The 17,771-nt window shown below is 66.5% G+C and carries 18 protein-coding genes; 12 read left to right on the top strand and 6 right to left on the bottom strand.

Translation table 11 applies throughout. The features are described from left to right. Positions 1-15: 15 nt before the first annotated feature. Both GcLGCM259_RS11525 and GcLGCM259_RS11520 read left to right on the top strand, forming a co-directional pair. Positions 16-492 carry a RidA family protein gene (locus GcLGCM259_RS11525; RefSeq protein ID WP_138926671.1) on the top strand — a complete coding sequence of 159 codons (477 nt, stop codon included), beginning with the start codon at positions 16-18 and terminating at the stop codon, positions 490-492. Positions 493-574: 82 nt separating this feature from the next. Next, positions 575-1,450: an NUDIX hydrolase gene (locus GcLGCM259_RS11520; RefSeq protein WP_246049553.1), complete on the top strand. Its 876-nt coding sequence runs from the start codon at positions 575-577 to the stop codon at positions 1,448-1,450. A gap of 97 nt (positions 1,451-1,547) precedes the next feature. Here the strand turns inward: GcLGCM259_RS11520 and GcLGCM259_RS11515 are convergent, their stop codons facing one another. Continuing rightward, complete coding sequence (locus GcLGCM259_RS11515) at positions 1,548-2,225, bottom strand: Crp/Fnr family transcriptional regulator (RefSeq protein WP_054820866.1); 678 nt, start codon at positions 2,223-2,225, stop codon at positions 1,548-1,550. A gap of 206 nt (positions 2,226-2,431) precedes the next feature. Here GcLGCM259_RS11515 and GcLGCM259_RS11510 point away from each other — a divergent pair, with 206 nt between their 5' ends. Next, positions 2,432-3,622 carry a MarP family serine protease gene (locus GcLGCM259_RS11510; RefSeq protein ID WP_138926670.1) on the top strand — a complete coding sequence of 397 codons (1,191 nt, stop codon included), beginning with the start codon at positions 2,432-2,434 and terminating at the stop codon, positions 3,620-3,622. A gap of 54 nt (positions 3,623-3,676) precedes the next feature. On the opposite strand, the gene aroQ is transcribed toward GcLGCM259_RS11510, so the two are convergent. Both aroQ and acs read right to left on the bottom strand, forming a co-directional pair. Beyond that, the gene (gene aroQ / locus GcLGCM259_RS11505; RefSeq protein WP_054820869.1) at positions 3,677-4,129 is read right to left on the bottom strand and encodes a type II 3-dehydroquinate dehydratase; all 453 of its coding nucleotides are present in this window, start codon (positions 4,127-4,129) and stop codon (positions 3,677-3,679) included. A 163-nt stretch (positions 4,130-4,292) separates the two neighbouring features. Continuing rightward, complete coding sequence (gene acs / locus GcLGCM259_RS11500) at positions 4,293-6,269, bottom strand: acetate--CoA ligase (protein ID WP_138176844.1); 1,977 nt, start codon at positions 6,267-6,269, stop codon at positions 4,293-4,295. Between the two features lie 200 nt (positions 6,270-6,469). Here acs and nth point away from each other — a divergent pair, with 200 nt between their 5' ends. Both nth and GcLGCM259_RS11490 read left to right on the top strand, forming a co-directional pair. Continuing rightward, entirely contained in the window at positions 6,470-7,258 is a 789-nt protein-coding gene (gene nth / locus GcLGCM259_RS11495; protein WP_138926669.1) for an endonuclease III, read from the top strand. Then, entirely contained in the window at positions 7,255-7,932 is a 678-nt protein-coding gene (locus GcLGCM259_RS11490) for an NUDIX hydrolase (RefSeq protein ID WP_138176850.1), read from the top strand. The genes nth and GcLGCM259_RS11490 overlap by 4 nt, the downstream gene beginning before the upstream one ends. Positions 7,933-7,948: 16 nt before the next feature. On the opposite strand, the gene GcLGCM259_RS11485 is transcribed toward GcLGCM259_RS11490, so the two are convergent. Further along, complete coding sequence (locus tag GcLGCM259_RS11485; RefSeq protein WP_138926668.1) at positions 7,949-9,601, bottom strand: bifunctional 3'-5' exonuclease/DNA polymerase; 1,653 nt, start codon at positions 9,599-9,601, stop codon at positions 7,949-7,951. Between the two features lie 203 nt (positions 9,602-9,804). Here GcLGCM259_RS11485 and GcLGCM259_RS11480 point away from each other — a divergent pair, with 203 nt between their 5' ends. The 7 genes from GcLGCM259_RS11480 to GcLGCM259_RS11450 all read left to right on the top strand — a co-directional run bounded on the left by GcLGCM259_RS11480 (position 9,805) and on the right by GcLGCM259_RS11450 (position 14,523). Further along, a complete protein-coding gene (locus GcLGCM259_RS11480) occupies positions 9,805-10,890 on the top strand; it encodes a CpaE-like family protein (protein WP_138926667.1) in 1,086 nt (361 codons plus the stop codon). Beyond that, positions 10,887-12,128, top strand: coding sequence for a TadA family conjugal transfer-associated ATPase (locus GcLGCM259_RS11475; protein ID WP_138926666.1), 1,242 nt, complete (start codon positions 10,887-10,889; stop codon positions 12,126-12,128). Before GcLGCM259_RS11480 ends, GcLGCM259_RS11475 begins: the two co-directional genes overlap by 4 nt. Further along, the gene (locus GcLGCM259_RS11470) at positions 12,125-12,904 is read left to right on the top strand and encodes a type II secretion system F family protein (RefSeq protein ID WP_175419410.1); all 780 of its coding nucleotides are present in this window, start codon (positions 12,125-12,127) and stop codon (positions 12,902-12,904) included. Before GcLGCM259_RS11475 ends, GcLGCM259_RS11470 begins: the two co-directional genes overlap by 4 nt. Next, positions 12,901-13,437: a type II secretion system F family protein gene (locus tag GcLGCM259_RS11465; protein WP_138926664.1), complete on the top strand. Its 537-nt coding sequence runs from the start codon at positions 12,901-12,903 to the stop codon at positions 13,435-13,437. Before GcLGCM259_RS11470 ends, GcLGCM259_RS11465 begins: the two co-directional genes overlap by 4 nt. 131 nt (positions 13,438-13,568) lie before the next feature. Then, complete coding sequence (locus tag GcLGCM259_RS11460) at positions 13,569-13,793, top strand: DUF4244 domain-containing protein (RefSeq protein WP_246049551.1); 225 nt, start codon at positions 13,569-13,571, stop codon at positions 13,791-13,793. A 2-nt stretch (positions 13,794-13,795) separates the two neighbouring features. After that, on the top strand, positions 13,796-14,137 hold the full coding sequence (locus GcLGCM259_RS11455; protein ID WP_054820908.1) for a TadE family protein: 342 nt from the start codon (positions 13,796-13,798) through the stop codon (positions 14,135-14,137). Then, on the top strand, positions 14,134-14,523 hold the full coding sequence (locus GcLGCM259_RS11450) for an Rv3654c family TadE-like protein (protein ID WP_138926663.1): 390 nt from the start codon (positions 14,134-14,136) through the stop codon (positions 14,521-14,523). The genes GcLGCM259_RS11455 and GcLGCM259_RS11450 overlap by 4 nt, the downstream gene beginning before the upstream one ends. Positions 14,524-14,530: 7 nt before the next feature. Here the strand turns inward: GcLGCM259_RS11450 and GcLGCM259_RS11445 are convergent, their stop codons facing one another. Together GcLGCM259_RS11445 and GcLGCM259_RS11440 are read right to left on the bottom strand one after the other, a co-directional pair. Continuing rightward, entirely contained in the window at positions 14,531-16,864 is a 2,334-nt protein-coding gene (locus GcLGCM259_RS11445) for a DNA 3'-5' helicase SftH (protein ID WP_138926662.1), read from the bottom strand. A gap of 166 nt (positions 16,865-17,030) precedes the next feature. Further along, positions 17,031-17,687 (bottom strand): GNAT family N-acetyltransferase, encoded by a 657-nt coding sequence (locus tag GcLGCM259_RS11440; RefSeq protein ID WP_138176898.1) that lies wholly within the window; start codon positions 17,685-17,687, stop codon positions 17,031-17,033. Between the last annotated feature and the right edge of the window lie 84 nt (positions 17,688-17,771).

Genomic DNA, 17,771 nt, shown 5'->3' with positions numbered 1-17,771 from the left:
AAGGAGCAAAACCCCATGCAAGAAGCGAATTCTTCGCGTGTCGAAGCGCGGCTGGCCGAGCTGGGCCATGAGCTTCCCGCCGTCGCCAAGCCGGTAGCCGCTTACCTGCCGGCTGTGACCTCCGGCAACTACGTCTACACCTCAGGGCAGCTTCCGATAATTAAGGGAGAACTCACAGTTGCTGGAAAGGTCGGCGCCGAGGTTTCCACCGAGGTCGCTGCCCAGCAGGCACAGGTCTGCGCGCTGAACGCATTGGCGGCCATCAAAGCTGAAATTGGTGACCTGGATCGCATCAAGCGCATCGTGAAGGTCGTGGGTTTCGTGTCCTCGGACCCGGCCTTCACCGCTCAGCCGGGCGTCATCAACGGTGCCTCGGAATTCTTCGGTGAGGTCTTCGGGGATGCCGGGCTGCACGCCCGCTCGGCGGTCGGCGTCGCCGCCTTGCCACTGGATGCCCCGGTCGAGGTCGAGGTTATCGCCGAATTTGAGTAGCCGGATTCCGGAACGTGGTGCGCGGGTCGGGGGAAAGATTCCTCCCGTCCCGCGCACCGGCGTGCAACGACGCGTTTTCCCGTTGCCGCCATCCCAGGTCTCGGCGGCCGAGAACTGGGTGACCTTCGGCTCCCGCACCCCGCGCAAGGCCAGGCGCGCCTCCTCGGTGTGCCTGGTCCGCGACGACAACGACGGGCTGCAAACCTACCTCAGCTACCGTGCGGGGGAGTCGCCCCTGGGAACCGTCGCGTTCCCCGGTGGCAGTGTTGAAGCCGATGACTTCAGCGAGCTGCAATGGTTTGGCCCCTCGCTGGGTGCCTGGTCGGCGAAGATGGGGGTCCTGGACCAGCGGCTGGTCCGCTCGCACGTGGTGTGCGCGATTCGTGAACTTTTTGAGGAAACCGGGATCCTGCTGGCTGGCGCCGATGAACAAACGGTGGCCGAGGCCGGCGAACCCGAGGAATGGATGGCGGCGCGCGAGGCCATTGCCGGACAGGACCTGCAGTTCAGCAGCTTCCTGGCCCGTCGCGGCCTGGGGGTGCGCACCGACCTGCTGCGTCCGGTCGCGCACTGGGTCAGCCCGAACTTTGCGCTGCGCCGCTTTGACACCTGGTACTTCAGTGCCGCCGTGCCCCAGGGCCAGAGCACCAGCCTGCTGCGGGCCAAGGGCCGGTGGGCCCAATGGTGCAATGCGCGGGAGGTCATCGCCCAGCGCCACGGCAGCTGGTTGGGGGACCTGGTGGACCAGCCCGACACCCGCGAGCTGCCGTTCAGCCAGATCACCTACCCGGCCGTGGAAATGATCATGGAGCAGCTGGCCGAATCGAACGGGGCGATCGCCTACCTGGCAAGGCTGCGTTCCCTGCAGGCCCAGCACCCGAATCTGCTGGAGCGTGAGGAACGCTACCTGCTGGAAGTGGTCACCAGCGATGACGGGGACCTGGACGACTGGCGCTAGGCGCTGGATCCTGCCCCGACTAATTTCGGACAGCAAAAAGCCCCGGACTGCCGGTCTTCACACACCGTGGAGGCCGGCCGTCCGGGGCTTCGCAGTTTTAGCGCGAACGCTGGCGCAGGCGCTGGATGTCCAGAATCACGACGGCGCGTGCTTCCAGGCGCAGCCAGCCACGCTGCACGAACTCGGCCAGGGCCTTGTTCACGGTCTCACGCGAAGCGCCAACCAGCTGGGCCAGCTCTTCCTGGGTCAACTCGTGGGCGACCAGGATGCCGTCGGTGGCCGGGCGGCCGAAACGGTCAGCCAGGTCCAGCAGGGCCTTGGCGACACGACCCGGAACGTCCGAGAAGACCAGGTCCGCCAGCGACTCGTTGGTGCGGCGCAGGCGGGCAGCCAGGGCCTGGAGCAGCTGGATGGAAACCTCGGGGGAGTTCAGGATCGCCTTGCGCAGGTTCTCGTGGCGCAGACCAGCCAGGCGGGTCTCGGAGACTGCGGTGGCGGTGGCGTTGCGCGGGTGGGGGTCGAATAGGGCCATTTCGCCGAAGAGTTCACCCGGGCCGAGCACTGCAATCAGGTTCTCGCGGCCGTCAGCCGAGGTGCGCCCCAGCTTGATCTTGCCGGAAACGATGAAGTACAGCTGGTCGCCCTGGTCGCCCTCACGGAACACTGATGCACCGCGAGAGAGATCAACTTCGGTCAGCTCTTCGGTCAGGGTGGTGAAGACGTCATCACCCAAAGATGCGAATAGCGGCGCGCGGCGCAAAACCTCGATATCCATTAAATCTCCTGTCAACAGTAGTGAGCGCTAATTTCATTGTGCCGCATCCGGTAACAATGTGACAGTTTCCACACGTGGTTTTGCCGAGAAAATGCTATTAATCACGCCGAATACGGCTGAGGGAGCAAAAGAACTCGCAGAAATCCATCAGGTAAAAAGGGTACCTTGGAAAGGCCGAAGGATCATTAGAACGAAGTGGAGTCTCGTTGCTCGCAGCTTTCAACTGGCTGGACATTGCCATCTGCATCGTTCTCCTTTCTTTTTTCATTGCCGGGGTTCGGCGCGGCTTCATGCTCACCGTCGGGGACATGCTGGGGCTGGTGGCCGGCGGTATTGCCGCGTTCTTCGCCATCCCGCTGGTGTCCACCTGGGTGTCCAACCCGTGGGGCCGGGTCGGCCTGATGGTTGGCGCGGCCGCGGTGCTGATCCTGCTGGGCCAGGCACTGGGTCGGGTGATTGCCACCGGCATCCGGCGGCGGCTGAACTTTGATGTGGTGCGGGTCTTTGACCGCCTCATGGGCGGCGCATTGTCGGTGCTGATCACCGCGACCGTCATCGGCGCGCTGGCCTTTTCCACCTCCTCAATGGGTATCCCGCGCCTGTCCACCGAGATCGCCCAGTCCTCGATGATCGCCACGATCCGCAACGCCACCCCGCAGTTCGTCACCTCGGCCATCTCCTCGGCACGTTCAGCGGTCATGGCCCAAACCCTTCCAGCCATCATGGAACCCTTCGCCCCGGTCGTGGAGCCGGTGGAGGAAACCGGTTGGGCCCCCAGCCAGGCACAGCTGGATGTCGAGGATTCGGTGGCGAAGATCTCCGGCACCGCCGCCCAATGCGGCGTGAACCTGACCGGTTCCGGCTTCGTGGTGGCCCCGGAAATGGTGATGACCAACGCCCACGTGGTGGCCGGGGTCAGCGCCGCGACCGTCGAGGTGCCGGACCAGGAGCTGCTGCGCGCCAAGGTGGTGTACTTTGACCCGGCCGCGGACATCGCGGTGCTCAACGTTCCCGGACTGCAGGCCGAGACGCTGCCGATGGCCGGCCAGGATCTGGTGCGCGGGGACGAGGCGGCCTTCATTGGCCACCCGGCCGGCGGTCCGCTGCAGATCCGTGGCGCGGTGGTCGCCTCCGAGGCGACCGTGACCATTGCCGACATCTACGAGCAGAAGACCGGGCCGCTGTCCGTCTACCAGCTCACCGCCGAAGTGTCCCAGGGCAACTCGGGCGGGCCGCTGGTCAACGAGGACGGGCAGGCCGTGGGCATGGTGTTCGCCAAGTCGCGCAGCGACGAGGAGGTCGGTTTCGCCCAGAGCCTGGACGAGCTCGAAGAGGCCATGGCCAAAGCGGCCGGCCGCACCAAGTCGATTAAGACCGGCGGCTGCCTGCAGGACTAACACCGCCGCACGCGGTGCCCCATCCGGTGCAGGCCCCGTGGGAGCGTCGCGGGGTCAGCGGCCGAGCAGGTGCGCGAGCTGCTCAACGGCCAGCCGGTAGCCGTTGATCCCGGCACCAATGATGATGGAGCTGGCCACCGGGGAAACATAGGAGTGGTGGCGGAACGCTTCACGCTGGTGCACGTTGGAGATGTGCACCTCGATCACCGGCAAATCCACCCCCGCCAGCGCATCCGCGATGGCCACCGAGGTGTGGGTGAAGGCCCCCGGGTTGATTACGATCCCGGCTGCCTGCGTCCGGGCCTCGTGGATCGCATCGATCAGCACGCCCTCATGGTTGGATTGCACGGCCTTGACCTCCAGCTGGTGGGCCGCGGCCGTGTCGCGGGCCAGGGCCTCGACGTCGGCCAGCGTGTCATGGCCGTAGATGGCCGGCTCCCGGGTGCCCAACAGGTTCAGGTTCGGGCCGTTGACCAGCAGGATGGTGTTCTTCTCGGTTGCGCTCATGGAGCCAAATTTACTGCACCGGCGTCCCGCCCAGCCTGCGGCGGCGTCAAAGAGCGGTCACCCGGCGTTAAAAAGCGCCCGGCCCGGAAAGCCGGAAGGATGTCTCCTCCTGGCTTTCCGGGCCGGGCAGGTCACCGGCGCCAGGCGGCGCCGGACTCGGCTGCTACTTGCGCATTGACTGCGCGATCTGGGTCATCACCGTCGCATCGGAGAGCGTGGTGGCGTCTCCGACCTCACGGCCCTCGGCCACATCCTTGAGCAGGCGGCGCATGATCTTGCCCGAACGGGTCTTGGGCAGTTCCGGGACCACCAGCACGTGGCGCGGCTTGGCGATCGGGCCGATGTCCTTGCCCACGTGGTCACGCAGCGTGGCCACCACGTCCTGGCCCTCCTCCGGTTCGCGCTGCAGGATCACGAACGCGACCACGGCCTCCCCGGTGGTGTCATCCTTCGCGCCAACCACCGCAGCCTCGGCCACCAGCGGGTGGGCGACCAGCGAGGACTCGATTTCGGTGGTGGACAGGCGGTGGCCGGACACGTTCATCACGTCATCCACGCGGCCCAGCAGCCAAATATCCCCGTCATCGTCCTTCTTGGCCCCGTCCCCGGCGAAGTACATGTCCTGGAAGCGCGACCAGTAGGTGTCCTTGTAGCGCTGCATGTCGCCCCAGATGCCGCGCAGCATGGCCGGCCACGGATCACGAATGACCAGGAAGCCGCCCTGCCCGTTGCCGACGGACTTGCCTTCCTCATCGACCACGTCCACGCTGATGCCCGGCACCGCCACCTGGGCGGAACCCGGCTTGGTGGAGGTCACCCCGGGCAGCGGGGCGATCATGTGCGCGCCGGTCTCGGTCTGCCACCAGGTGTCCACGATCGGGGTGGGGTGTTCCTTCTTCTCCCCGTTCTTGCCGTTGTTTGATCCGATCACGTCCCGGTACCACATCCAGGCCTCGGGGTTGATCGGTTCGCCCACCGAGCCGAGCACGCGCAGCGAGGACAGGTCGTAGCCGTCCGGGATTTCCCGGCCCCACTTCATGAAGGTGCGGATCGCGGTGGGGGCGGTGTACAGGATCGTGACCCCGTACTTTTCCACCAGTTCCCACCAGCGGCCCTGGTGCGGGGTGTCCGGGGTGCCCTCGTACATCACCTGGGTGGCGCCGTTGACCAGTGGGGCGTAGGTGACGTAGCTGTGCCCGGTCACCCAGCCGATGTCGGCGGTGCACCAGAACACGTCCGATTCGGGGTGCAGGTCAAAGGTGTCACGGTGGGTGACCGCTCCCTGGACCAGGTAGCCGCCGGTGGTGTGCACAATGCCCTTGGGCTTGCCGGTGGTGCCGGAGGTGTACAGCACGAACAGCGGGTGCTCGGCGTCGTGCGCCTGGGCGGTGTGCTCGGTGCTGGCGGCGCCCACGACGTCATCCCACCACTTGTCCAGTTCGCCGAAGGCCACGTCCTCGCCGTTGCGCTTGACCACCAGCACGTTCTGCACGGTGTGTCCCGGCGCGGCCAGGGCCTCGTCCACGGCCGGCTTCAGCGGGCTGGGCTTGCCGCGGCGCCAGGTGCCGTCGGCGGTGACCACCAGCTTGGCCTCAGCATCATCGATGCGGCTGCGCAGCGCGTCGGCGGAGAAGCCGCCGAAGACCACCGAATGGATCGCGCCGATACGGGCGCAGGCCAGCATGGTGATCACGGCTTCGGGGATCATCGGCAGGTAGACCGCCACCCGGTCGCCCTTGGCCACGCCCAGGGATTCAAATGCGTTGGCGGCCTTCTTCACTTCCTCGGTCAGCTGCGCATAGGTGTAGGCGCGGGTGTCACCCGGCTCGCCCTCGAAGTAGATGGCAACCCGGTCGCCCAGGCCGTTCTCCACGTGCCGGTCCAGCGCGTTGTAGGCGGCGTTCAGCTTCCCGCCCACGAACCACTTGGCCACCGGCGCCTCGGACCAGTCCAGGGTCTCGGTGAAGTCGGTGTCCCAGGTCAGCACCTTGCGCGCCTGGTCCGCCCAGTAGCCCAGGCGGTCCGCGTCCGCGCTCTTGTACTGTTCGGCGTTGGCCACGGCGTTGGCGGCGAACTCAACACTCGGGGCAAAGGACCGGGTCTCGTTCGAGAGGTTGTCCAGGGTCTTGGCTTCGCTCATCAGTGTGCTTCCCTTCCGGCTTGGCATTCACAAAAGTTTCCTGTGATCCAAGTTACCCCTTTCGCGGCCGCTAAAGTGAACTGCGCCACCATTTGGGACGCCAGAGGCCCGAAAAGTGCGCCGAACGGTCGTAGCCCTGCGCCGAAGCGTGCGTAATCTTCAGAAAAACAGCCCGGCCGTGACACGATCAGGGGGTGTCGATGAAAAGTATCACCGAGTCTCCGCTGGCCCTGAAGCGCCGGGCGCGGAAGATGAACCGGATCCTGGCCGAAACCTACCCGTACGCGGTCGCGGAACTTGATTTCGAGAACCCCTTCGAGCTGCTGGTGGCCACGGTGCTCTCCGCGCAGACCACCGACGTGCGGGTCAACTCCATCACCCCGGCACTGTTCGCCCGCTACCCGGATGCCGAGGCCATGAGCCAGGCCGAGCGGCCCGAACTGGAGGAACTGATCCGCCCCACCGGGTTTTTCAGGGCCAAGGCCGAATCCCTGCTGGGGCTTTCCACCGCCTTGGTGGACCAGCATGACGGGCAGGTGCCGGGCAAGCTGGCGGAGCTGGTCAAGCTGCCCGGGGTGGGCCGCAAGACCGCCAACGTGGTGTTGGGCAACGCGTTCGGGATCCCGGGGATCACCGTGGACACCCACTTCATCAGGCTGGCCAACCGTTTTGGGTGGAGCAGCGAAACCGACCCGGTAAAACTGGAGCACGCGGTGGGGGCGCTGTTTGAAAAGCGTGACTGGACCATGCTCAGCCACCACGTGGTGTTCCACGGCCGACGCGTCTGCCACGCCCGCACCCCCGCCTGCGGGGCCTGCCCGCTGGCCAAGCTGTGTCCCTCCTACGGAATCGGGGAGGAAATACCTGCCAAGGCGCGCAAGTTACTTAAGTATGAGCTGGCGCCGGGACGCGAAGACCTGCTGGAGAAGATGCGGGCAGGAGCTACCCGCCGCGAACTGCGCAGCCAGGGATATGGATTGGGAGCATGAGCGCACGCACTGAACTGGAAGCCATCATCAAGACGCACCGCACCCGGGCCGGGGCCCCGCAGTCGATGCCCCGGGACTGGGTGATGCAGCAGGTGGACGCGCCGACCGCCCGCCGCGCGGCGGTGCTGATGCTCTTTGGGCACCACGATTCCGGTCCGCTGCGCGACGACAGCCCGGCCGATGAACTGGACCTGCTGTTTGTCACCCGCGCCGCGACATTGCGCAACCATGCCGGGCAGATCGCCTTCCCCGGCGGCGGCATCGACCCGGAAGACGATTCGCCGGCAGCCGCCGCGCTGCGTGAGGCCGAGGAGGAGACCGGGGTGCGCACCGACGGGATCCAGGTGCTCGGCCAGCTGTCGGACGCCGAACTGCCGATCACCAATTTTTTGGTCACCCCCGTCATCGGCTGGTGGCAGCAGGAGAGTGAGGTCTACCCGGTGGACCCGGGGGAGTCCCAGGACGTGTTCCGCGCCCCGGTGGCCGAACTGCTCAACCCGCACAACCGGCTCAGCGCCGTGGTCAGCCGTGGCCGGCAGCGCTTCAGCGCCCCCGCGTTCGACTATGAGGGGCGCATCATCTGGGGGTTCACCGCGATCGTGCTGGACCGCCTGTTCAATGAACTGGGTTGGACCCGGCACTGGGATACCGCGCGCGAAATCAAGATGGCCTAAGCGCCCCAAGGACCGCCTATTTGGCGTCCGCGTAGCTTTTGACGGTTGCCACGCTGACCGGGAAGTCCGGGGAATGCTGCCCGAAGAGGGTTTGTCCGGCCTGCCGGGCGCCCTGGCGGATCGCGTGGGCCAAGCCTTCGGCGAGCGCCTCTTCGGTCTCGAAGACCAGCTCATCGTGGACGAAGAAGACCTGCCGGCAGCGGGTGTGCAGCCCGGCTGAGTAGATCAAATGCCGGGTGTGCGCCATCCATACCAGCGCCCATTCGGCGGCGGTGGACTGCACCACGAAGTTGCGGGTGAACCGGCCCCGGGAGCGGGCAGCGGCATCCGCGGCGGCCTGGGCGGCCGCGTCGGCGGTGTGGCGCTGGGCGTTCACCCATTCCTCGGAGGCCGGTGGGCAGCCACGGCCCAGCCAGCTGTGCACCCCCTGGCCCTGTTCCCCGGCCCGGGCGGCCTGGCTGACATACTCCATGGCGCGCGGGAAGTTGCGCTCCAGTGCGGAGACCACCCCGGCGGCCATTGCCGAGCTTCCCCCGTAGATTGCCGAAAGCATGCCCAGCTTCGCATCCGCCCGGCTGGCGGCGACCCCGACGTCCACGAACGCCTGGTACAGGTCAGCGTCCTGCCCGGCTTGCTGCAGTGCAGCGTCCCCGGAAATGGCTGCGAGGATCCGCGGTTCCAGCTGGCGTCCGTCGGCCACCACGAACACCTGTCCGGCAGGGGCGGTGATCACCTGGCGGATATCGTGCGGCAGCTGCAGGGCCCCGCCGCCGGTGGCGGCCCAGCGCCCGGAGGCGACAGTGCCCAACACGTAATGCGGGTGGAAGCGCGCGTCGCGCACCCATTGATCCAGCCAGGCATCCCCGTGGGTGCTGGCCAGCCGGGAGAGGTGCTTGTAGTGCAGCACCAGGTTGATCACCGGATCACGGTGCTGCTCCAGTTCCCAGGCGCGCACCGAACCCACCGGGTACCCGGCCCGCTGCAGGGCGCGCAGCAGCTCCTGGGGCGAATCCGGATTCAGTCCCGGGCTGTGCAGCGCCTGGCCGAGTTCGATGGCCAGTTCCGCCAGTTTCGGTTCTCGCATCCCCTCCGGGACCCGGGCGCCCAGCTGTTCTCGCAGCAGGGCCCGGTGCGCGTTCGCATCCCAGGCCAACCCCGCGTGCTCCATCTCCGCGGCAATGACCGCGCCGATGCTCTCGGCACGCAGCAGCAGTTGCAGGCGGTGACGCTGTTGCGCGTCGTTGGGCAGGGCCTGGCGCTGCTGCAGGTAGCGGGCCTCCAGTCCGGGCAGGTCCTCACCCTGGGAGGGTTCGGCGAACAGCGTGTCCTGGCCCGGCTGGGCGGGGCGGGCGGCACGTTCGTCCAGCTCCACATCGGGTAGTCGCTGGGAGACGAAGGGGCTGCGGTGCAGGATCCGCTGGGCCAGGTCCAGGACATGGGCCTTGGCCAGGTGCACGTCGGCCTCCAGCAGCGCAGGCATCCAGTTCGCGGTGCGGGAGATGACCCAGCGTGGGCTGTACTGGTCTTCCAGGCGCTGGACGGTGGCGGCAAAGTCCTGCCGGGACACCGTGATCGGTGGAGCCAGTTGCTTTCCATCGGCTTCCTCGCGCAGCAAAATGACTCCGAAGGCCTCATCGGTGCCGGTGGCGAGGAAGGCGAGTGTGGGCATGGCTTAATTGTGCCTTGGTGCCCGAGATTTCCCCATTCGGCCCCCTACGACCCTCCAGGCCAGGGGTGGCCGGTCACGGTAGGGGCATGAAATGGCTAGAGAACCTCCGACGGTGTGAACCGGCTGGTGTGGATCAGCGTTTTGTGGCGGTCCCGCCCCCGCCGCTGGCCACCGACCGCGCGGTGCCAACCGCGGCGCCCCAAATGTTTCCGAACCCCGGCCCCGGGCAGGTGCAGGTCCGTGACGCTGCCGCACCCGGCCGCTCAGCGGTGGCGACGGCGGCCAGCGTTGCCGGGGAGCCAAGCTGTTGGCTGGTGACCAACGACCGCGAACTGATAGATGCGATGGCGATGATTGCCCTGAGCTGCGCCGTGCGTCTGCGCCACTGTCCAGACCCGCAGCAGCTGCCGGAGATGAAGGTGGACGGACCGGTGCTGTGGGGAGCGGACCAGTGCGGTTGGCTTGGGCAGCACGCGCCGGGGACCGGCCAGGTGCTGGTGGGAAGGGACGAACACGCGCAGCAGCTGTGGCTGGCGGCCAGCGCGTGGCCGCAAACCCGGGTGGCGGTGCTGCCGCAGGCGGCCGGATGGCTGGGGGAGTATCTGGGCCAGTGGGCGCTGCGGGCGGGGCACGGGCACACGCTGGCCCTCGCCGCGCTCGCCGGAGGGATCGGCACCAGTTCGCTGGCGTGCCTCAGCGCCCATGCCGGCACGCTGAGCGGACTGGAATCGGTGGTGCTGGACCTGGATCCCCACTCCGGGTCGCTGTGGCCAATGCTCAGCTGGCAACCGGTCAGCGGGATTGGCTGGGAGCAGCTGCGCGAATCCCGCGGACACCTGGCCCCGCACCAATTTAGGGAAATGCTGCCGCGCTGTGAGGGCACTGCCGTGCTGTCCTGGCGGCAGGATCCCGGAACGTTCGTGATTGACGAGCCGCTGGCGGCACGGGTCCTGGTGGCCGCCCGACAGGCCTTTGACCTGGTGGTCATTGACACTGGTCGATTCATCCACCCGTTGGCCCCGGTGTTGGGGCAGTTTCAGGACCGCATGGTGCTCACCGGTTCGGGGCAAAGCCGCCAGCGTGCAACCGGATACGGGTACGTGCTGTGTGCCGGCACCGGCAGGAGTCCACTGGGGCAGCCCGAGGGGCTGCTGGGGTTCTTTCCCCAGCACGGCGGTGTGCAGCGCTGTGCGGAACGCGGTGAACTGCTGCAGGCACTGCGCTCACGTAGGCTGCGGCAGGCGATTGCCGACTGCGCACTGCTGCCGCTCAAGGAGAGTGGATCGTGAACGGCGGGCGGCACGCCCAGCGGCCGGGCGGCAGCTACCGGCAGGGGCTGGTGGACCAAAGGATCCTGGAGTCGGTGCGGCGCAAGGCGATCCAAAGCGGAGGGAACCTGGACCCGATCGCGCTGGCCGAAGCGGTCACCGAAGCCGGTACGGCCTGGGGTTCGACCGGTTCGGCACAAACCCTACAGAACCTGCGTGATGAGGTGCAGGGCTTGTCGGTACTGGAACAGTTTGCCACCCTGCCCGGTGTCAGCGACGTGCTGGTGGATGGGCGGGGCCAGGTGTGGACCGATTCAGCGCAGGGACTGCGTCTCACCGGGTTCAGCTTCAGCTCCGCCGAGCAGGTGCGCCGGCTGGCCGTGCACTTCGCGTCCCTGGCCGGCAAACGTTTGGACGAGGCGATGCCCTTCGTGGATGTCTCGGTGCGTGGGTACCGGATCCACGCGGTGCTGCCGCCTGTTGCCGTGCAGGGCCCGGTGATCTCCATCCGTGTCAAGCAGGCCGCCGGGCGTGGGCTGGACCAATTGCTGGGGGCCGCCCACCGGTGGTGGCAGCCGCTGCTTCAGGCGGTGGTGAGCACCGAGCAGAACTTCCTGGTCTCCGGGGGCACCGGCTCGGGCAAGACGACCCTGCTGCAGGCCATGCTTGGGCTGGTGGATTCGGGCCAGCGGCTGGTGATCGTGGAGGACACCCACGAATTGCAGGTCGAGCACGAGCATGTGGTGTCGCTGCAGGCGCGCCTTCCAAACGCGGAGCACCGTGGCGAGGTGCGATTAAGCGACCTGGTGATCCAGGCCCTGCGGATGCGCCCGGACCGGCTTATCGTCGGAGAATGCCGCGGTGCGGAGGTGCGGGACTTCCTGGCGGCCATGAATACCGGGCACCAGGGGGCAGCCGGGACGATCCACGCCAATGAACCCGGGGCGGTTCCGGCACGGTTGGCGGCGCTCGGGGCCCTAGCCGGCTGGGATCCGCAGGCCACCGCGCTGCAGGCCAGCAGCGCACTGGACCTGCTCATCCACATGGCACGCGGTCCTGACGGGAGTCGGGCTCCGGTGAAGCTGAGTCGCCTGTTCCTGGGGGAGACCCAGCAGATGCGCACCCAACCGCTGATTGACGCCTCCTTGCACGACCCGCTGCTGCCTGGCGCGGAATCATGGTTAAAGGAGCGGTTCGATTCTGCCACCGTGGAGACGATCCTCCAGGCGCTGTACCGCCGACCGGGGAGCGCAACATGACCCTGCTCTCGGTTTTCGGACTGCTGCTGCTGGTGGCGGCCGCCGCCCTGTGGCGTTCCCCTACGCGTCGGCGGCAGCAGTGCGGCGGCCCCAATGCAAACCTGGGAAGGCGGCCGCTGCTGCGCAACGCAACGAGTTTTCATTCCGGGGATACACTCCACCGGCGCTTCTGGCCGGGGCAACGAATCGGCCCGGGTCGGGGTGCAGCGGTGGACGCGCATGCGGAGTCCAGCGTACGGGTGGTGCGCGAACTGGCAGGGCTGCTGCGCAGCGGTAAACAGTTGGACGCCGCCATGCAGTTGCTGCTGCGGATCGAAGCAGGGGAGACAAACCCGGCAGCACAGGCACTATCGGCACTGTATGTCCAACGCCAGACCCGCTGGACACAGCCCCCAGGCGCGGTTGCCGGCCTGGACGGGGAGGCCGGGCACCTGTTGCGCCGGCTGCACTGGTGTTTTGAGATCTGTGAGCAAAGCGGCGCCCCGCTGGCAGAAGTGCTGGAGCGTTTGGCCGAGGACCTGGAGGCGGCGCAGGATGCACGGCGAACCCTGGATGTCGCGCTGGCCGGTCCCCGGGCCACCACCCGCCTGCTGACCTGGCTGCCCCTGCTCGGTTTGCTGAGTGGGGCGCTCTTTGGCATTGACGTTTTCACCGTGCTGGCAGAATCCGCGCTGGCCCGGGTGGCGGTCCTGCTGGGTCTTGGGCTCTGGGCGGCCAACCGGCTCTGGTGCCGGCTGCTGTTAACGCGTTCCACCCGTGAGGCGGTCCAGGGGTGAGAGCGTTGTTCCTGCTGTCCCTGGCCATCAGCGTAATGCTGGCCTTCCGTCCGCCAGCCCGCCAGCAGCGGCCCGGCAGTGGGCGGGAAGGGAAACGAAGAACGAAACCGTCGGCCCAGGATCCGCCGGTGGAACTGGTGCTGGACCTGGCGGCCAGCCTCTTGGAATCGGGGCTGCCGTTGAATCGCGTGCTGCAGATCCTGGGCACCAACATTCCGCATTGTGCGCCGTTGCGTGCCGTGTGTCGTTGCCTGGAGATGAACATGGACTGGAACGACGCCTGGAACGGCACACCCTCCTGGCTGGCGCCGCTGCGCCGGGCGCTATATTTCACCCGCAGTTCCGGAGCGTCCGCCTCCCAGCTGCTGCACAACTCGGCGGCCTTGCAACGGCGCGAGCGGATCGCCACCGCACAGCGGGTCGGTGCCCAGTTTGGGACCAAACTCGTGCTGCCGCTGGGCTTGTGCGCTTTGCCGGCGTTCATCGCCTTGGGCGTCATCCCGCTGATCGTCGCGTTGCTGCCCCAGTGGTAATCCCCAATCCGCCACCCGCCCCTGCAGGGGTGGGAGTAATGCCGTGATGGTGGATGGCAGACGGGGTTGATCCCCAACCTTGTCCAACCAACCGGAAATGATTCGGAAAATTACCCTCGAAAGGAACCGACATGAAATCACGGATCAGGAACGCAATGGGTTCCAAGGGTCTACGACAGCGTCCCGGGGTGCCTGCCGGGATTGAATGGGACGATGAGAGCGGCAGTACGACCGCCGAATTCGCCATGGTGACCCTGGCAGCGGTTGCCTTCGCTGGTTTATTGATCAGCATCCTGTCCAGCGGGGATGTGCGCGGCATGCTGCTGGGCCTGATCAGCAGGGCCCTGAGCCTCTAGCTATGGGGCTGAAAGATGACCGGGGCAGCAGCACCGCAGAACTTGCGGTGCTGCTGCCGGGCATTGCACTGATGCTCAGCCTCACTTTGGGCGTGGGAGTCCTGGGAATGCAGCAGATCCGGGTGCAGCAGGCTGCCTCGGCGGTTGCCCGGGAATTGGCGCGCGGTGAAGAGCCTGCCCAGGCACGGGCCACCGGCAGCCGCCTGGCCGGAGGCAAGGCACGGTTCAGCATTAGCACCGGCGGGTCATTGGCTGAGGTGAAGGTGAGCCGAATCCTGCAGGTGCCCCTGATCGGGACGGTTACCTTGCGCGGCGAGGCCCATGCGGCGTGGGAGCAGAAATGAACAGGTCAGCAACGCTCGGGCAGGATCCGGAACGCGGCAGCGGCACGGTGCTGGGCTTGGCCCTGCTGCTGGTGGGAATATTGGCTTGCGGGGCCATCGCGCTGATCCTATCGGCAGGGCATGCGGCCACCCGGGCTGGAACTGCCGCCGATCTAGCGGCGCTCGCCGCGGCGGATACGGCCCGCGGGCTGCGTGAGGGTGAACCGTGCGCCGTGGCTGTGCAGATCGCCGGCAGCAACGGGGCTGGCGTGGAACATTGCGCCCTGCAAGGCGGTCAGGTGGTGCAGGTATCGGTGAGCGTGCCGGTGGGATTTACCTTCGCAGGCCTGAATGTGTATCAGGCGCGAGCGACCGCGCGGGCAGGGCCGCCGCCACTGTGGAACTGATCAGTTCCTAGCGCCAGTGCCGCGGCTCGATGTCATCCAGCACTGCGCTGAGCAGTAGGATTGCGCCGGCCTTGTTTAGCGGATTGTTCCTATTGCCGCACTTGGGGGACTGGACGCAGCTGGGGCAGCCGTTGGTGCATTCGCAGCTGTCGATGGCATCACGGGTGGCCCGCACCCAACGGACGAATTGTTCAAAACCCCGCTCGGCGAATCCGGCACCGCCGGGCTGGGCATCGTAGACGAAGATTGTTGGCTGCCCAGTGTCCACGTGCAAGGCGGTGGAGACTCCTCCAATATCCCACCGGTCGCTGGTGGCCACCAAGGGCAGCAGACCGATCATCGCGTGCTCCGCCGCATGCAGGGCCCCGGGGAAAAATTCGGGGGTGATTCCCGCATTGATCAGCCGCTGTTCGGTGAGCGTGAACCAGATGGACTTGGTGTGCAGCTCGCGTGCTTCCAGATCCAGCGGCTCCTCGGAGAGTACCTCGTTGGAGGAGACGGACTTGCGCTGGAAGGACACCACCTGGGTGGTGACGATGACTTCTCCAAAGTGGATGGCCAGGTCGCGGTGCTCGCTGCTGCGCTCGGTTCCCTGCACGGCGACCGTGGTGATGTCCCGCGCGGTGGTGTAATAGTCCGGGTTGACGCGGGTGACAACGACGGTATGGTTCTGTTCGTCGAGCTCTTCAACAAAGTAGCTGGAACCCTGGTGGACGTAAATCGCGCCGGGGTGGGCCTGGTAGTGGGTTTGCGGTGAGTCCATGGTGCCAAGGATCGCGCCGGATTCCGCGTCGATGATGTTTACCGGGCCCCCGCCATCGGCGCGGATGGAGAACATGGCCGCCGCGTGCTGGGCGTGGGTCCAAAACCAGCCTGCCGGGCGGCGGCGCAGGTAACCGCGGGCCACCAGGGAATCGAGCAGCTCCTCCGAGGTGGGGCCAAACATTTCCAGTTCTTCACTGCGCAACGGCAGTTCCTGGGCTGCCGCACACAGGTGACCGGAGAGCACGTACTTGTTCTGCGGATCGAACACAGTCGCCTCAACGCCCAGGTCAAAGATCGCCTCCGGGTGGTGCACCAGGTAGGTGTCCAGGGGATCTTCACTGGCCACAAAAATGGCCAGGGAACCCTGCCCTGCCCGCCCGGCCCGGCCGATCTGCTGGAAGAAGGAGGCCCGGGTGCCCGGCCAGCCGGCGACCACCACTGCGTCCAGTCCGGCGATGTCGATTCCCAGTTCCAACGCGGAGGTGGATGTGACTGCCAGCAATTTGCCCGAGCGCAGAGCCGATTCGATCTCCCGGCGCTCGGTGGGCAGATAGCCCGAGCGGTAGGCAGCCAGGCGGACGCTGAGCTCGGGGGCGAACTGTTCCAGGTGACGGCGGGTGAGCGTGGCAATCGTTTCGGCGCCGCGACGGGACTTGATGAAGACTATGCTGCGGGTGTGGTCGGCCATCAAATCGGTGAGGATGGAAGCGCTTTCGGCGATCGCGGTGCGACGAACCGGTGCCCCGTTTTCTCCCACGCGTTCGGTCAGGGGCGGTTCCCACAGCCCAATTACCAGCTCGCCGGAGGTGGAGAAGTCATGGGTCACCGCTTCGGCCTGGGCGCCGATGAGCCGCGAGAAAGACGCTGCCGGGTCGGCGCTGGTGGCCGAGGCGCCGATGAAGACGGGGCCGGACCGGTAGTGCTGGCACACCCGACGCAGCCGGCGCAGCAAGTTGGCCACATGGGAACCAAAGACCCCGCGGTAGGAGTGCGCCTCATCAATGACCACATAGCGCAGTCGCTTGAAGAAGCGGTCCCAGCCCTGATGGTTCGGCAGGATGCCGCGGTGGAGCATGTCCGGGTTGGTGAAGATGAAGTTCGCGTGCTGCCGGATCCATGAGCGGCGGGCCGGGTCTGTGTCGCCGTCATAGCTGGAGGCCCGTACCCCGGGCACCTGCAGGGCCTGCACGGTGGCCAGCTGGTCGGCGGCCAGCGCCTTGGTCGGGCAAATGTACAAGATGGTGGCTTGGGCGTCCCAGTCGTTGGGGGAGGCCTGGCGTGCCCGGTACAGTGCGTCCAGTCCGGGCATCAGGTAGGTCAGGGATTTGCCCGAGGCGGTGCCGGTGGCCACGATCGTGTGCTGTCCCTGATGGATCAGCTCGGCCGCCTGAACCTGGTGCAGCCAGGGCTGGTTGATCCCCAGCCCCTGGAAAATCCCGCGCACCTGCGGGTCAAGCCATTCGGGCCACGGTGCGGTGATTTCATCCTTGGCCGGCACCACGCGGCGGTGCACTACTGCGTCCGGGTCATTGTGCCGTTCGAATGGATCCAGCAGCGCGTTGACGGTCTTGGCCATGGGCTGGGATCACCTCGGTGGTTGGCGGGATGGACGCATGATTGGCAGGGCCGGCGGGGTGCAGCCCCAAGCTCACAGCCGGGGTGAGCACGCGGGCCTGCCCGGTCCGTTAAATGCTACTCGCCGCCGAAGCGGGCTCGGCGGCGAGGGGGCGGACGCGTGCGAGTTAGCCTTTGAAGGCCACAACGCTGCCCAGATTCGTCCAACCCAGTGACGCGTAGAGCTTCTGGCCATCAACGGAAGCAATCAGCAGGCCTTCGTCCACATCGTGTTCCTGTGCCAAGGAGGCCAGGGCGCGCATGGCCAGGGTGCCCAGGCCGCGGCGGCGGAATTCGGGACCGGTGATGATGCGGTCAAAGATGGCATAACCATTTACTGCCGAGACGTGGCCGGAGGCGGCAACGACTTCCTCGTTATCCTCCGGGTGCAGCGAGACGTAGGCGTGGGTGCCATCGCGTTCAATCTGGAACACGAAGCCATCCGGGGGCAGCGGCACCTCCACGTCGTGGGCAGCCAACTCGGTAACCATCAAAACTTCGTCATCGGCAGCGATCTGCAAACCGACCTCGTTGGCCAGCTCAATCAGCCCCGGAACGTCTTCGGAAAAGGCGGTCAGTCGTCGCGCCGGATGCTTTTTCAGGGTCTCGGCAACGGCCTGCAGTTCCTCGCGGGAGGGGTCGTAGATGACGTACTCCCAGTCCTCGGTGGTGTCGTGCCGCAGCGCCGCATGGACACGGCCTTCATGGCGCGCTTCATAGCCGCGCGCGCCGGACCAGCCTGCAACCCAGGTGCCAATTAGTTCATCGCTTGCGTTTGATGCCATGCTTTGACCCTACCCTGTCTTTCCTAGTAACTCGCTGACAAAGGCCAATCGTTGCTTACTTGAAATCATAGTCAAACTGATGTG

Origin of the sequence: Glutamicibacter creatinolyticus (assembly GCF_006094275.1) — a bacterium.
GTDB classification, from domain to species: domain Bacteria; phylum Actinomycetota; class Actinomycetes; order Actinomycetales; family Micrococcaceae; genus Glutamicibacter; species Glutamicibacter creatinolyticus.
Note: the sequence above shows the minus strand (reverse complement) of the source record. Positions and strands in the feature narration are given on the sequence as shown.

Excerpts from the sequence above, each read along its gene's own strand:
- GcLGCM259_RS11480 (WP_138926667.1), top strand. The coding sequence starts at position 9,805 with ATGTTTCCGAACCCCGGCCCCGGGCAGGTGCAGGTCCGTGACGCTGCC.
- GcLGCM259_RS11450 (WP_138926663.1), top strand. The coding sequence starts at position 14,134 with ATGAACAGGTCAGCAACGCTCGGGCAGGATCCGGAACGCGGCAGCGGC.
- GcLGCM259_RS11440 (WP_138176898.1), bottom strand. The coding sequence starts at position 17,687 with ATGGCATCAAACGCAAGCGATGAACTAATTGGCACCTGGGTTGCAGGC.
- acs (WP_138176844.1), bottom strand. The coding sequence starts at position 6,269 with ATGAGCGAAGCCAAGACCCTGGACAACCTCTCGAACGAGACCCGGTCC.
- aroQ (WP_054820869.1), bottom strand. The coding sequence starts at position 4,129 with ATGAGCGCAACCGAGAAGAACACCATCCTGCTGGTCAACGGCCCGAAC.
- GcLGCM259_RS11460 (WP_246049551.1), top strand. The coding sequence starts at position 13,569 with ATGAAATCACGGATCAGGAACGCAATGGGTTCCAAGGGTCTACGACAG.
- GcLGCM259_RS11455 (WP_054820908.1), top strand. The coding sequence starts at position 13,796 with ATGGGGCTGAAAGATGACCGGGGCAGCAGCACCGCAGAACTTGCGGTG.
- GcLGCM259_RS11445 (WP_138926662.1), bottom strand. The coding sequence starts at position 16,864 with ATGGCCAAGACCGTCAACGCGCTGCTGGATCCATTCGAACGGCACAAT.
- GcLGCM259_RS11470 (WP_175419410.1), top strand. The coding sequence starts at position 12,125 with ATGACCCTGCTCTCGGTTTTCGGACTGCTGCTGCTGGTGGCGGCCGCC.
- GcLGCM259_RS11525 (WP_138926671.1), top strand. The coding sequence starts at position 16 with ATGCAAGAAGCGAATTCTTCGCGTGTCGAAGCGCGGCTGGCCGAGCTG.
- GcLGCM259_RS11515 (WP_054820866.1), bottom strand. The coding sequence starts at position 2,225 with ATGGATATCGAGGTTTTGCGCCGCGCGCCGCTATTCGCATCTTTGGGT.
- GcLGCM259_RS11490 (WP_138176850.1), top strand. The coding sequence starts at position 7,255 with ATGAGCGCACGCACTGAACTGGAAGCCATCATCAAGACGCACCGCACC.
- nth (WP_138926669.1), top strand. The coding sequence starts at position 6,470 with ATGAAAAGTATCACCGAGTCTCCGCTGGCCCTGAAGCGCCGGGCGCGG.
- GcLGCM259_RS11485 (WP_138926668.1), bottom strand. The coding sequence starts at position 9,601 with ATGCCCACACTCGCCTTCCTCGCCACCGGCACCGATGAGGCCTTCGGA.